The sequence below is a fragment of the Myxacorys sp. genome (assembly GCF_059501405.1).
This window is the reverse complement of record NZ_JCACCM010000076.1, coordinates 1-15,033: the sequence shown is the minus strand read 5'-3', so window position 1 is coordinate 15,033 and position 15,033 is coordinate 1. Positions and strand designations below refer to the sequence as shown.

The following is a 15,033-nucleotide window of genomic DNA, read 5'->3' as shown; positions in this document are numbered from 1 at the left end:
TCACCCTTTAGATTTCGACTCCGCAAACGCGATCGTAAAGCGGGTTCCTTGGCTCTGATCAAGGTAGATAACACCTTGTATCTGCTTGGTTAAGTTGCAAACTAACTGCAAACCAAGAGATTTTGTTTTGCGAAAATCTACATAGTCGGGAAAGCCAACTCCAGTATCTTCAACAACTAAAATGTACTGATTTTCAGGCTCGGCGCGCAAGCGGATGCCGATTCTACCAGGCTGTGATTCTGAGAAAGCATACTTCAACGAATTGGAAACCAACTCATTGATGATCAGCCCGCAGGGAATAGCAGTATCAATGCTAAGACGGACTTCGTCTATTTGAAGATCGAGTTCAACCACTCGCGAACTCATGGAGTAAGACCGGAGCAAGTCAGTGACTAAATTACGAATATACTCGGCAAAGTCGGTCTTGGCTAAATCTTCAGATTGGTATAATTTTTCATGAATCAGCGCCATCGCTCGCACTCGATTTTGGCTGACTTTAAATACCTCTAGCGTTTGCTCATCGTTGATGTAACCCGCTTGCAGTTTTAGCAGACTTGAGATCACCTGCAAATTGTTTTTAACGCGATGATGAATTTCCTTCAGCATCACTTCTTTTTCATCCAGTGAGGCGCGAATTTGATCTTCTGCCCACTTGCGATCGCTGATGTCTACGACCGAGCCAATGATCTCCACTGGATTGTGATTGCGATCGCGAAACAGTTTCATCCCGTCGCGCAACCAGCGGTAGGAGCCGTCTTGATGCAGAAAGCGATATTCACAGGTTAATTCACCCGTCTCTAGGAGCCGAGGCAGCGTGTTGACGACCTGGGGCAGATCATCGGGATGAATATGATCGACCCAGAAATGTGAATCTTTGAGATATTGCCAAATCTCGTATCCAAGCTGTTGAGTAACATTTTCACTCACAAACGTACAAGCCCGATTGGGCGTGGGCTGACAGGTGTAGATCACCGATGGATTAGATGACAGCAGATATTTCAGGCGTGCCTGGGCGGCCATGAGCGTTCGCTCTGACCACTTGCGATCGTTAATATCGCGCTGCAAGGCGACAAAGTGAGTTACGTTGTCGTCGGAATTGATAATCGGCACGATCGTCAAATCTACCCAAAACTCTGTTCCATCTTTGCGATAGTTAATCAGTTCGACTTGCACTGATTTTCGTTGCGATAAGAGCGTCCGAATCCGCGCTAACTGGGCGCGGTTGGTTTTGGGTCCTTGTAAAATTCGTGGGGTTTGACCGAGGATTTCTTCCGACTCAAACCCTGTGATATGGGTGAACGCGGCATTCACATACGTGATGATCGGATTGTCCAAGTCCGCCTCAGTGATCACCACCGCATCGCTGCCGTTGACCACGACCGACTCAAACAGCCGCAAACGATCTTCCGCCCGTTGGCGCTCTTGCTGTGCCTGCGCCTCTTGTAAAACGATCGACAAATAATCTGCCAGTTCAGTCAAGGTTGCAATTTCATGAGTACTCCACTGCCGAGGCTGAGGCGCACTCAAGCTGAGTAGCCCGGTTTGAGTTCCTGAATGCTGGAGCGGAACGGTCAGCAGAGACCGCGTCTTTCGGGCGACCATGCGATCGCAGATCGCCTGCAACAGTGGCTCTTCTTGCACATCTTCAATACTAATTGACTGCCGATGTTCCAACAGCTTGAGATAGTCAGATACCCCCAAATATTCGTCGATTTGGCCCTTGAGCGAGGGCATCGTCTCAGGTTGAGCCGAGTGAAGCACCTCGACGCGATCGCGCTCAATGACGCTATACAGCACCCGCACATCGTTGAAGTGGAGCGCGATTTCTTCCACCGTTGCTTCGATCAATTGCATTACCGAGAGCCCAGCAGTGGCTCCCGTGGAAATGCTGTTCATCAATCGTAGGCAAACTTGGCTTTCTCGTAAGCTTTGCTCGATTTGCTTGCGCTGAGTAATTTCCTGCTGGAGTTGCTGGTTGATTGCCTGCAATTCTGAAGTGCGTTCTTCGACACGGCATTCTAATTCGGCTTTAGCGCGGCGTAAAGCTTCTTCTGCCTGAAGCTGAGCCGTGATATCCGTGGCCACACCTACTAATTCCAAAAGTTCGCCCTGCTCGTTGTAAAGAGGCGTCAGGCGATTGTCGAAGAACATGCCCTTTACTTCTAATGTGGAATTAAACGCTTCTTCGGTATCTAGGACTTGTTGGAGGTCAGCCAAAACTTCTGGGTAGTCGCAATAAAGCTCAAAGGCAGTCTGCCCAACCGCCTGACGTGGCTGTAATCCAATCGCTTCTAGTCCTTTCCCCTCAACCAAAGTGAATGTGCCGTCTCGATTGAGCGCATACAAAATGGTGGGTGTATTGGTGACAACCGTTCTTAGCAGCGCTTCACTCTCTGCCAGCGCCGCTTCTGCTCGTTTTTGCTCGGTCACATCCCGGCAGCTAATCACTCTGCCAATCACGCTATCTCCCAGCATTAGAGGTTTAGAGTAACGCTCAATGACGCGATCGTCCTTCAATTCGAGAATAATGTAGCTTTCTAAATCGGGACGTTCGGACTCGGTTTGAAGCTGTTTTAGAAACCGATCGGGCTGTCTTAGTTGCGCGATCGTATAGTCTAGAATCTGCTGATAATTTTTAAAAGAAAGCGCCGTTTCTGGCAACTGCCATTGTTGAATAAACCGGCGATTGAGATTCAAAATATTGTTGAATACATCGAGACTGAGAATGCCATCTGCTGTAGATTCGAGGGTCGTCTGTAGCAGACAAAGCGAGTACTCTAGCGTGGTTTGAGTGTGTTTGCGCTCGGTGATATCGGTCGTCATGACCAAGATGCCCGTGTACTGTCCTCGGGTATCCAAAATTGGGCTGGCAGACATGATCGCCCACAAGTCTTGTCTAGACGGGTGGAGAAGCCTCAAATCCTGCTGTTCTTGAATGCCATAGCGGACGCGATCGAGACTTTTTTGGGCGAGTGCTTTGCTCCTCACATCCACAAAATCTAGAAACGGTTGCCCAATCAACGCTTCAACCGATTGACCCAACATTTGGGCCAATCGATCATTGGCAAACTGGGTGTTTCCCATTGCATCTAGCACCCAGATTCCTTCTGTTGCCGTTTCCATTAAGCGACGGTAGCGAGCTTCGCTTTCTTGCAGCGCCGCTTCTGCTCTTGCACAAGCCAGAAAGGGAAGCGGTTTGGGTTCACCATTAGCAGGCAACTGAGCCAGCCGTTCTTGCTGCAACTGAGCCTGCAGCATCAGAGAGTTGCATTCTGCGCTAATCGTGGCTTCAAGGTCAATCTCGGCTTCAAGATCAATCTTGGTTTGAGAAGGCGGATCATGAGGGCTAATTGCCTCAGAGGGCAGTTGGTTTTGCGAGTTCTTCCGAGCCTGTTGAGTGGTAGATGAGTCCATTGGTTGCATTGCGGTTCCTTAGGAATTACCCTTGCGCGAATCGCGGGCAGCTTGCAGTTTGAATGGGATTGAGGAAATGTCGAGGTCTTCCCCGATAATGAAAATAACCCTGCGATCGTGCCATAGAAATTCCCAAATTTCTCTAGGTAAAACTATCGTAGAGTTAGCTTTGTGTAAGGCTCAAGGTTTGATAATTTGCGTAATTTTACGAATGGAAGCAGTTGCTCAACGGTTAGAACAGTTGGTCAGTCCCGCAGCATTGCTAGCGTGGAATGACGTAGAGGCGTCTCGACAGCAGGCAATTCTACGATCGCTCCGTCCGGGGGCAGCGCCAGACTATGTAGTTTCTCCGAACACCGAAGCAGAATTAGCCTCGGTAATGGAGTTTGCCCACCAGCATCAGTGGCGCGTGCTGCCGATGGGCAGTGGCAGTAAGCTGCATTGGGGCGGATTAGTGTCAGGCATAACGTTGGTGATCAGCACCGAGCGGCTCAATCGGCTGATCGAGCATGCGATCGGAGATCTCACCGTTACCGCAGAGGCAGGGCTGACCTTTGCCGAATTGCAGCAAATCCTTGGTAAAGCCGGACAGTTTCTCGCGATCGATCCCACCGTTTCTTCGGAACGCGCTACATTAGGCGGCATTGTTGCCACTGGGGATGCCGGATCGCTGCGTCATCGCTACCACAGTGTGCGAGACATGCTGTTGGGCGTTACCTTTGTCCGCCATGATGGGCAGATCGTGAAAGCCGGTGGACGGGTTGTTAAAAACGTGGCAGGCTATGACCTGATGAAATTGCTAACGGGTTCTTACGGAACGTTAGGCATCATTACGCAAGTAACATTTCGGGTCTACCCGATTCCGCCTGCCTCTCAAACGGTCGTTTTGACTGGAGACACAACTGGCACAAAGCACCGCCCAGACGGAATTGCGCAAGCCTTGCAAGCCTTACTTGGTTCTGCTCTGAGTCCATCTGTCTTAGATTTGAGGTTAGAGCAAGGACTTCGTTTAGTGGTTCAGTTTCAGAGCGTCTCTGAAAGTGTGAAATTGCAGGTGATGCGGCTAGGTGAAATAGCATCTGCGTTAGACTTATCTGTAGAAAGTTATGTTAACGATGCAGAAGCGGATCTGTGGCAGACATCGAGAGGTTTAATGAGTGACGCATCACAGAGCCATGCAATTCTATGCAAAATTGGAGTAAAGCCTTCTAACGCTGTGGAAGCGCTTTGTGAGATAGAACGTTTAATGCCAACTGCAATTGCCGTGATTCATGCTGGAAGTGGTTTGGGCCAGTTTGTGGTAGAAGGAGTGCGCTCTGTTCAAATTCAAGAGGCGCGATCGCGGCTCCAAGCGTTGGGCGGGTATCTGTCCGTTTTGCAAGCGCCAACACAGCTTAAACAAAGCATCGATATCTGGGGTTACACTGGCAATGCTCTAGAGTTGATGACGCAAGTTAAAAATCAATTTGATTCAGAACACCGATTAAGTCCTCACCGTTTTGTAGGCAATATTTAAGATTTAAGATGCAACCCTCCAACGATTCGACTACCTCTAAACCGTTGACAGCTCTCTTAGCTGAAGGGACAGGTTTTGATGCTCACCATCCTCCCGATCCGTCGCTGATCGATTCTTGCGTTCACTGTGGATTTTGTCTGTCAACCTGTCCGAGCTATCGCGTCATTGGCAAAGAAATGGATTCGCCACGGGGACGAATCTATTTGATGGATAGCATCAACGAAGGAGAAAGCTCACTTTCTAACGCCACCGTGCCGCATTTTGATTCCTGTTTAGGCTGTTTGGCGTGTGTTACCACTTGCCCATCTGGTGTGCAATATGACCAATTAATCGCTGCCACCCGTCCGCAGATCGAGCGCAATTATGAGCGATCGCTAAGCGAAAAAGCATTACGACAGCTAATTTTCTCGGTTTTCCCCTACCCGAATCGAATGAGATCGCTGCTGCGTCCGTTGGGACTATACCAAAAAACAGGATTGCAAAAGGTAGTGCGATCGCTCGGATTTCTGAAACGGATTTCTGCTCAACTCGCCGCAATGGAAGGAATGCTACCGGAAATTCCACCGCAAGCGTTTAAGGATACAATCCCGGCGTTGATTCCGGCTCAGGGAGAGCAACGCTATCGTGTCGGTATGATTCTCGGTTGTGTACAACGGTTGTTCAATCCAGAGGTGAATGATGCAACCGTGAGAGTGCTAACGGCAAATGGCTGTGAAGTGGTTGTGCCACAAACACAAGGCTGCTGTGGGGCGCTGTCTCATCACCAAGGGCAAGCGGAACAGGCAAGGATGTTTGCCCGCCAAATGATAGATAGCTTTGCCGATCTGAATGTAGATGCTGTTCTAATCAATGCTTCAGGTTGCGGGCACACGTTGAAAGAGTATGGTCATATTTTGGAGGATGATCGCGAGTACTGCACGCGAGCGAAGGAATTTGTGAGCAAGGTTAAAGATGTGCAGGAATTTCTCGCTGAGGTTGGACTAACGGCGCAGCGATCGCCACTTCGAGATGAGCTGCTAACCGTGGTGTATCAAGATGCCTGCCACATGCTACACGGGCAGAAAATTAGTGTGCAGCCGCGCCAATTGCTGCGGCAAATTCCGGGAGTGAAACTGCGAGAGCCAATCGATGCGGCGATTTGTTGCGGGAGCGCTGGGGTCTACAACATTCTTCAACCCGAGGTGGCAGAAGAGTTAGGACGGCAAAAGGTTGACAATCTTACGAATACTGGAGCAGACGTGATTGCGTCAGCCAATATTGGCTGCTATGTACAAATTTCAAAACATCTGAAGTTACAAAGTAAACCTGTTCCGGTACTCCATCCGATGCAGTTGCTAGATTATTCAATTCGAGGCGTGAAGCTACCGCTGGGGCAAACGCATGAAAAAAGCGGCGTAGGCTAAGAGCAGCCTCGCGATCGCACAAATCTACGACAACAGGTAGAGAACGAATATGACTAGGTGAGAGATTAATTCTATGACCAGCGATTCTGTAGAACGCCAACCCGTTCGGTTGCCAAAATTACCCAAGCAAGCGATCTTAGCTAAAACCTTTCACTGGATTAATGTTGTTAGCGTATTTATTATGCTGACCAGTGGGTTGCAAATTTACAACGCTAATCCTGTTTTTGGTGGACGACAGGGAATGCACATTTTTCCGTTGTTCACCTTGGGAGGTTGGCTTGCAGGCGGACGCGATTGGCACTTTGCCGCGATGACGCTCTTTGCGCTAAACCTGCTTTGGTATGGACTTTACATCCTAGTGACTCGGCGTTGGAAGCATCGGTTTGTGGGGGGCAATGATGTAAAAGCGTTGCAAGTGGGACGCAACGAAAAACGCAAAGCCTACGCGTGGCATCGCATTGTTTACACCGCGATCGTACCCATCCTTCTCCTAGCGATCTTCACCGGAATTGGCATGTATAAACCCGCACAGTTTTACTGGATCGTCGATGCGTTCGGCGGCTGGGAAGCCTTGCGAATTGTGCATTTTATGACCGTTCCGGCAATCATCGGGTTTGCGATCGCGCACTCCCTCCTCGCCCTCAAAGTCGGCGGCACACAGCTTATAGAATCGATGTTCTGGTAACTCTATAGTTCTGGTAACAAAGTTTCAGTAACAAAGTTTCAGTAACAAAATAAATCTTCATCCCTCATCCCTCATCCATGCTCCGTCGTCAATTTCTCCACCTCACTGGACTTTCTAGCACAGGGCTTCTTCTGTCGGGCTGCGGCGCAAGCTACCTTGCCGATGTCGCCGGAACGCTCACCGAGCCATTTAATCAGAAGATTGAAGAGCTGCTGCTCAAGCCACAGACGCCTGTTCCAGAACTGCCAATCAGCCAAATTGAACCAGAACAGCTGTTGATCAATACGTTTGGATTTACGCCCAAGATCGATCCAGCGAAATACCGACTCACTATTGATGGCGAGGTGAATCATCCCCTGCAGCTTAGCTTGGATGAAATCTACAAACTACCGTTTCGCTCGATGGTGATTCGGCATGTGTGTGTTGAAGGTTGGGCAGCGATCGTCCAGTGGGGCGGCGTTCCGCTCCGAGAATTGATTCAACTCGCGCAGCCCAAAGATGGCGCGAAATATGTTTATTTTCAATCTGCCGATCGCTACTACGAAAGTTGGGACATGACATCGTGTTTGCATCCGCAAACCCTCATGGCGTACCAAAAAAACGGTGAGCCATTGCCGATTGACAACGGCGCACCTTTAAGGCTTGCTGCACCAATTAAATTGGGTTACAAGCAAAGCAAATGGGTCACTCGAATCACGGTGAAAAGTCAGTTGCTAAGGAATCAGGGATATTGGGAAGATCAAGGCTATGAGTGGTTTGCTGGATTGTAACGGAATGAATAGCGTTGACTAGAGCAATCATTCCAGCATTAATGAATGCCGCTGCGATCCGATTTAATCCTGCAACACACAATTTAATTCACTTTTTAACCAGGTTTGAAACCGTTGATTCAAAAGTTCTTGTCGCAATTCGGGCGTTAGTTCTGCGGATAAAATCCTTTCTACCTTGATCAAATGGTAGCCTTGCTCGATTTCGACAGGTTCTAAAACCTGTCCAATTTGCTGATCGAAAACACTGGCTGCAATTTTAGGATTCAGCATCCAACGGTAAAACTGTGCATAGTCGCAGCATGGGGGTTGCTCATCCCGACCGTAGCGGGAGGCAGCTTCGTAAAAACTGATTTCAGAGTTTTTGATTTGGTAGAACACGTCTTGTGCTAATTGTTCATCGGAAAAAATCATTTGGTAGAGCACCACGCGATCAAATTGGAACCGATTCTTGGCAAAATACTGTTCGACTTCTTGATTGAACAGGGTCTTGGTTAACTTTTGAACGAGCAAGCGATCGCAGATACCTGACTCCCAGTCATCAGGCGTCATTTGCTGATCGGCAAGCCAAGCTAAGGTATCTGCCGACTGCTGTAACCGATAGCGCTGCCGAAATTGGGCTGCCTCATACTGAATCTCTTGCGATGTCACGCAGATCCCGCGATCGCGCGCCACCTTTTGAACAATCCGCTGATACACAATCTGTTGACAAACCTCTTTGTACTGAACATTTTTTCTCAAAAATTTAACGATCTCGTCAGGCGCAGGAGAAGCTGCAATGCGATCATCCATTGGTAAAAGTCTCAACTGCTTGACAACAATGCATTGTCTAATGGGTGGGGTAGGCTGAGGAAGACCGTAATCCTGATGAATTTCCAAATTTCCGGCTCCTTGAAAGAATTGGAGATCTGGATACTCTGCTTGAGTAGATAGATCTAACAACGCATTCGTTTTGCATCAGGAATTTTTTGGAGTAAACGCCGATAAAGATTAGCGCATCGCTGCTCTACTAACGGATTTTACGTGTTCTAATGTTGCAAATCGCACAGGATACAATGGGTTTCTAATGGGTTTCTAGCGCGTCAGCCGATCCTTAGAAAAAAAGTCTGAGTAGCGCTTCACTGAATAAATTGTTGAGCATAAATTGTTGAGCCGAGAAGTGGGCAACCAGCGTTAGAATTTAATCCATTGGCGATTCGAGATCAGAACGCCTGATCTCCTCTAGAATCAACTCATGGAAATTCTCTCGGTTAGCCTCAAAAACTTCAAGTCTCACAGCGATCGCCACTTCCCGTTTCAGCCTGGAACCAACGCTATTTGCGGCGAAAATGGGGCGGGCAAAACGAGCATTCTCGAAGCGATCGCATGGGTCTTATTTGACTACAAAGGCGATTACAAGATTGAAGATCTGATCCGCAATGGGGCCAATAGTGCCCAAGCACGTGTCAGCTTTGTGTCGAGCCGAGATCAGCGAACCTATGAGGTGCAGCGCTGCACGCGATCGGGCTATACGTTATTTGATCCGCAATTGGGCGAAAAACTCGGCTACAGTCGCATCAAAGAAGAGGTGTTGCCGTGGCTGAGAGAGAATTTGGGCGTTCCGGCCGGAACGGATTTAGCAAAACTGTTCTCAAATACAGTCGGCGTTCCGCAGGGTACATTTACCGCCGATTTTCTGCAAACCGCCGAAAAGCGTAAACCCATTTTCGATGCAATTCTAAAAGTTGAAGAATATCGCCAAGTCAATCAGCAGATGCTATCTCTAGAGAAATATGCAAAAGCTGAGACAGAACGATTAGACCGAGAGATTACACAGTACGATGAATTGTTGCAAGAATGGGAACCGCTCACTCGGCAGCGCACAGAAGTCAGTGGTGAAATTACACAAATTGAAATCGATCTCACCCACTGGCAACAACGCTTAGAAGAACTTCAAAAAGAGCAAGACGATTACAGCAAAGTTGCCGCTCAAGTCCAGATGCTAACCTCGCAACTCGAAAACCTCAGCACTCGCATTCAGGCCGAGCGCCTCAACTCTGAACGGCTTCAAGCTGATTTGGTAACCGCAGAAAAAGCCGTTGAAATTTGTACGACTCGTCGAGAGCATTATCAAACTGTTTTGCAAGCGGAAGCAACGCTAAAAGAACTAGAGCAGCATCGCTCTACTCAACAAGACCTCCTGCAAAAACGGCAAGACCTGACCGAAACCCTCGGTGGGTACAGAACCCAACTTGCTACATTACAGCAACAGATTGAGCGACGATCGCAGGTTGAAGCTGAACTCAAGCGATTGGAGCCACTGATTCAACAACAAACCGACCTTGAGACGCAACAACAAGCCGTGAACCAGCAGTTACAGAATTGCCAAAGCTGGCGGCAAACCATAACGCGAGATCAGAAGCGGCTTGTTCAGCTTGAAAAACGTCAGAAACAGTTAAGCAACGAAATCGAGCGGCTAGAAGCGCTGGGCGCGATCGTCCATCAAATTCCTCATCTCGAACAGCAGCTTCAACGCTACAGGCAACAGCTTAGCCGCATTGAGGCAGCTACTCAATTTGAATCAGATTTACGCCAAATCGTAACGCAAGCCCAAACGCGAGAGACGATCCACAGCAATCAAATTCAAGCCGCTACTGCAACGTTAAAAGAACTCCAGCAAGCCACACCGCTTTGGTCAACTCAAATCGAGGACGTGCTTACGGCGTTGGGCAACGGCTCCAAATCTCACGGTCAACTCATGCGCGACTTGCAAGGCATTTTGGAGGATTTGTCTGAACAACTGCTGGCTGACCGACTGAGACAATCGATCGCAGAAACCCAAACCCAGCTAGAAACTGCCCGACATCAGCAGGCACAATACCTCACACTCGACGCTAAGTTTGATGATGAAGAAAAGCTTGCCGCCGAAGTGGATGAGGTGCGATCGCAGCTTGCTCAAGCCCAAACGCACCTCACCTTAGAACCTGAACTAGCGCAACAGTTAGGTCATCTTGCAGGACAACTCCAAGCGCTCGATAATCCCCGTGGATGCACCCAGATTCTGCACCGAGAACTGAAGCAGCAGGCAACTTTAGAATCCGAGCAACAACGCCTTGAGCAAGCCGTTGCAGGAGTGGAGCGTGCGATCGCAGATCTCAATGGTCAATTAGAAGGCTTTGCCGACCTCACTAATCAAATTCATTATCAGCAGGAATTACGCGAACAGCATCGCGAAGATTATCAAGTTTATTTGGAACACCAGCAATCTGCAAATAGCTACAAAGGGCGCAAAAAACAGCTTGAAGAGGCAGCCGATCAGTTACAAATTTTGCATCAGCAACTGGTCGAGTTAACGAATCAAAAGGCAACGCTAGCAGAAACTTATGACCCCGAAAAAGTAGCAGAAGTACAGCGAATTTATCAAGAGGCAAAAACACAACAGATTACACTAGGGGCAATGCTACCTGAAAAGCGAAAACGCTTAGAAGAATACGAAGTCCGGCTCTCTAAACTTCAGCTTATTAAAGAAAAATGGACTCAGGCGCAAGCTGAGCAAAAGCGCAAACAAAAAACAGAGCGATTCATTAAGTTTGCTCGTAAAGCTTATAAAGAAGCTGGACCTAGAATCACAGAACGCTACGTTCAGAGCATTTCGCGGGAAGCTGATAAACTATTTCGGGAATTAATGAATCGTCCCAATGTCGCCTTAGACTGGACGCGCGATTATGAAATTGTGATTCAAGAAGGCGCTCATCCGCGCCGATTCATTAACCTTTCGGGCGGAGAGCAAATGTGTGCTGCGTTAGCGGTTCGACTGGCGTTGCTGAAAGTGTTAGCCGATATTAACATCGCCTTTTTTGATGAACCGACCACTAATATGGACAAGCCCCGTCGCGAAAGTTTGGCAGAAGCGATCGCTAACATCAAAACCTTTCGTCAACTGTTTGTCATTAGCCACGATGACACGTTTGAGAAGGTGACAGAGAATGTCATTCTGGTCGAACGAGAAGCATAGTTGAGGTCGCCTGATCTTGCAGTGGAGCGATCGCTCTCGCAACCGCAATTGATTAGTGCTAATCAGCAACAGTGCCTGATTTTGGTTGAACTTTGGACTTTTACACAGAAATTTTGCTTTTGCACTGTAGAGAATTACACTGTAATGATCCAGTGAAACCCCACAGTCACAAGCTGCCGCAAGAACATTTTCTACAGCGGAGTTGTAGAATGAGCGCTAAAGATAGTGATGCTGTTATGAATCGAATTGAGGTTGCGATCGCGATTCTCTACCAAAACAATCAGTTCCTGATGCAGTTGCGGGACAATATTCCCACAATTGTTTATCCCGGATTTTGGGGTTTATTTGGCGGGCACATTGAACCGGGGGAAACGCCGGAAGTAGCGGTTGAGCGAGAATTGCTCGAAGAAATTGGCTACCAAATTCCTAGCATTACAAAATTTGGCGTGTACCAAGACGAGAAAGTAGTGCGTCATGTGTTTCAAGCCCCGCTCACCGTCGAGGTGAGCGAATTGGTGCTGATGGAAGGATGGGATCTCGGATTGCTCAGCGTTGATGATATTGTCAGAGGCGATCGCTATTCTAAGAATGCCGATCAGACTCGGCCGCTTGGCGCGACGCACCAACAAATTTTGCTAAACTTCATCGAGTCAAGTCACACTAAAATTAAGTAGTGCCTATCCGGTTAACGTATGGATTTGGTGCGGTTGCAGAAAGCGCTCTCAGTTGAGGCAGAACGTGGGTTTAATGATCTGGAGGGGAATCAGTACCGCTTCAGTGAGTTTTTGTGTCTAACGTTAGGACAGCCTTCGGAAATAGTAAAGGGGCGCGATCGCACCAAATGTCAGGAAATTGCCGACCAATTTGCCAGCTATCCTGACCTGACGTTTTCCCAGCGACAGCATTTAGTAGCAGAAACGCGGCGGTTCTTACACCAAATCAAGAAAACGATAGAATCTGAATCCACTCGGTCGGACGCGCCTTCCGCGAAATATAGCGTTGATGACACTTCATCTGCATCACCGATCAGTGCGGTTGCCTCAAAAACACCAAGTACCACCCCAATCGTCTCCGCCTCTGCTGCCCCGGTCGCTCTCGATCAGGCAATTACCTATTTACCGGGAATTGGCCCGAAGAGCGCCGAAAAATTGGCAAAATTGGGCTTATTTTGTGTTCGGGATGTGCTGTATTACTATCCGCGAGATTATATCGATTACGCTCGCCAAGTGAAGATTTGCGATCTAGAAGCAGGCGAAACCGTGACGATCGTTGGCACGATTAAAAGCTGCAATTGTTTCACCAGTCCGCGCAACACAAAACTGACGATTTTGGAATTGACGATTCGTGATTCTAGCGCTCAGATGAAACTGAGCCGATTCTACATGGGAAGCCGATTCGCCAGTCGTGGTTGGCAAGAGCAACAAAAGCGGCTCTACCCCACCGGAGCCGCGATCGCAGCGTCTGGATTGGTTAAAGAAAGCAAATTTGGGATCACGCTCGACAATCCTGACATTGAGGTGTTGGGTGATTCGGCGGATGCGATTGAGTCATTAACGGTGGGTCGCGTTGTACCAATCTATCCCCTAACCGAAGGTGTTACCGCTGATCTAGTCCGACGAGCCGTGCTAGCCTCCCTGCCTGCGGTCGTGCATTTGCAGGAAGCCTTGCCGAAAGGATTGCTGAAAGAATACGGCATGATTGGGGTACAAGATGCGATCGCGAGCATTCATTTTCCGCAAAACAGCGATGCCCTCGATGCCGCTCGTCGCCGCTTGGTTTTCGATGAGTTTTTCTATCTCCAGTTGGGGATGCTGAAGCGGCGTCAAACTCAACAGCAGACCCAAGCGAGCGCTGCGCTTGCTCCGACCGGGCGTTTGGTTGACGAATTCTACAATGTCCTACCTTTCAAACTCACGAATGCTCAAGTTAGGGTGACGAACGATATCCTCAATGACATTCAAAAAACCGTGCCAATGAATCGATTGGTGCAAGGCGATGTCGGTTCAGGTAAAACAGTCGTTGCTGTAATCTCCATTTTGGCAGCAATTCAATCAGGCTTTCAGGCAGCCTTTATGGCTCCGACTGAAGTGTTAGCAGAACAGCATTATCGAAAGCTGGTGACTTGGTTTAATCAATTGCATTTGCCTGTTGAGTTATTAACCGGATCGACAAAAGCTGCCAAACGTCGAGAGATTCATGCTCAACTCGAAACGGGAGAATTGCCGCTGCTTGTGGGCACTCATGCGCTGATCCAAGACACTGTGAACTTCGAGCGGTTGGGCTTAGTTGTGATTGATGAACAACATCGATTTGGTGTTCAGCAGCGTGCTAGACTCCAGCAAAAAGGTGAACATCCTCATGTTCTCACCATGACAGCAACTCCGATTCCTCGAACGTTGGCGTTAACGTTGCACGGCGATTTAGATGTGAGCCAAATTGATGAATTGCCGCCCGGACGAAAACCGATTCAAACGACGGCTTTAACAGGGCGCGATCGCCAGCGGGCATACGACCTAATGCGCCGTGAAATTGCCCAAGGACGGCAGGTTTACATCGTGTTGCCGTTGGTTGAAGAGTCTGAGAAATTAGATCTCAAGTCTGCGATCGACGAACATCAAAACCTCCAAGAAGTCTTTCCTGACTTTACAATTGGCTTGCTGCATGGTCGTCTCAGTTCTGCCGAAAAAGACGAAGCGATCACCGCATTTCGAGATGGCAAAACGCAAATTCTAGTCTCAACTACTGTTGTCGAAGTCGGCGTAGACGTTCCAAACGCAACGGTGATGATGATTGAACATGCCGAGCGGTTTGGTTTATCTCAGCTCCATCAGCTTCGGGGTCGAGTCGGTCGAGGCGGGTCACAGTCGTTCTGTTTGCTAATGAGCAGTTCTAAAAGCGAAACCTCGCGCCAACGATTGAAGGTATTAGAACAATCGCAAGACGGCTTCTTTATTTCAGAAATGGATATGCGCTTTCGAGGCCCTGGTGAAGTGTTAGGCACTCGCCAATCAGGCTTGCCTGATTTTGCGTTAGCTAGTTTAGTTGAAGATCAAGACGTGTTGGAACTGGCGCGAGGGGCAGCAGAAAAAGCGATGGAGAAAGATCCAACCCTCGATCGTTGGGCCGCAATGAAAGCCGAATTGGAGTACCGCTACCAGCGTCTCATGGGTGGCGCGATTTTGACCTAGCGATTAGACGCATTGGTAGTGCCCCGGAAGTAATGATAACTGCTAGAGTAGGAACAGTTCATCTCG

The 15,033-nt window shown here is 48.6% G+C and carries 9 protein-coding genes; 7 read left to right on the top strand and 2 right to left on the bottom strand.

The window, feature by feature from the left end:
- Positions 1–3,423, bottom strand: a complete 3,423-nt coding sequence (locus tag AC5I6P_RS07480) for a PAS domain S-box protein (protein ID WP_495693127.1) — start codon at positions 3,421–3,423, stop codon at positions 1–3.
- Positions 3,424–3,625: 202 nt separating this feature from the next.
- Between AC5I6P_RS07480 and AC5I6P_RS07475 the strand changes: the two genes are divergently transcribed.
- From AC5I6P_RS07475 to AC5I6P_RS07460, 4 genes are all read left to right on the top strand, one after another.
- Positions 3,626–4,930, top strand: a complete 1,305-nt coding sequence (locus AC5I6P_RS07475; protein ID WP_495693126.1) for an FAD-binding oxidoreductase — start codon at positions 3,626–3,628, stop codon at positions 4,928–4,930.
- Positions 4,931–4,938: 8 nt separating this feature from the next.
- Positions 4,939–6,333 carry a (Fe-S)-binding protein gene (locus tag AC5I6P_RS07470; RefSeq protein WP_495693125.1) on the top strand — a complete coding sequence of 465 codons (1,395 nt, stop codon included), beginning with the start codon at positions 4,939–4,941 and terminating at the stop codon, positions 6,331–6,333.
- Between the two features lie 73 nt (positions 6,334–6,406).
- On the top strand, positions 6,407–7,018 hold the full coding sequence (locus AC5I6P_RS07465) for a cytochrome b/b6 domain-containing protein (protein WP_495693124.1): 612 nt from the start codon (positions 6,407–6,409) through the stop codon (positions 7,016–7,018).
- 77 nt (positions 7,019–7,095) lie between these two features.
- The gene (locus AC5I6P_RS07460; protein ID WP_495693123.1) at positions 7,096–7,788 is read left to right on the top strand and encodes a molybdopterin-dependent oxidoreductase; all 693 of its coding nucleotides are present in this window, start codon (positions 7,096–7,098) and stop codon (positions 7,786–7,788) included.
- A 63-nt stretch (positions 7,789–7,851) separates the two neighbouring features.
- Here AC5I6P_RS07460 and AC5I6P_RS07455 read toward each other — a convergent pair whose 3' ends face one another.
- Positions 7,852–8,727 (bottom strand): foldase protein PrsA, encoded by an 876-nt coding sequence (locus AC5I6P_RS07455; protein ID WP_495693122.1) that lies wholly within the window; start codon positions 8,725–8,727, stop codon positions 7,852–7,854.
- A 292-nt stretch (positions 8,728–9,019) separates the two neighbouring features.
- Between AC5I6P_RS07455 and AC5I6P_RS07450 the strand changes: the two genes are divergently transcribed.
- The 3 genes from AC5I6P_RS07450 (at position 9,020) to recG (ending at position 14,967) form a co-directional block, all read left to right on the top strand.
- Positions 9,020–11,779, top strand: coding sequence for an AAA family ATPase (locus tag AC5I6P_RS07450; protein ID WP_495693121.1), 2,760 nt, complete (start codon positions 9,020–9,022; stop codon positions 11,777–11,779).
- A 209-nt stretch (positions 11,780–11,988) separates the two neighbouring features.
- On the top strand, positions 11,989–12,453 hold the full coding sequence (locus tag AC5I6P_RS07445) for an NUDIX hydrolase (protein ID WP_495693120.1): 465 nt from the start codon (positions 11,989–11,991) through the stop codon (positions 12,451–12,453).
- Between the two features lie 18 nt (positions 12,454–12,471).
- On the top strand, positions 12,472–14,967 hold the full coding sequence (gene recG, locus AC5I6P_RS07440; RefSeq protein WP_495693119.1) for an ATP-dependent DNA helicase RecG: 2,496 nt from the start codon (positions 12,472–12,474) through the stop codon (positions 14,965–14,967).
- Positions 14,968–15,033 lie beyond the last annotated feature (66 nt).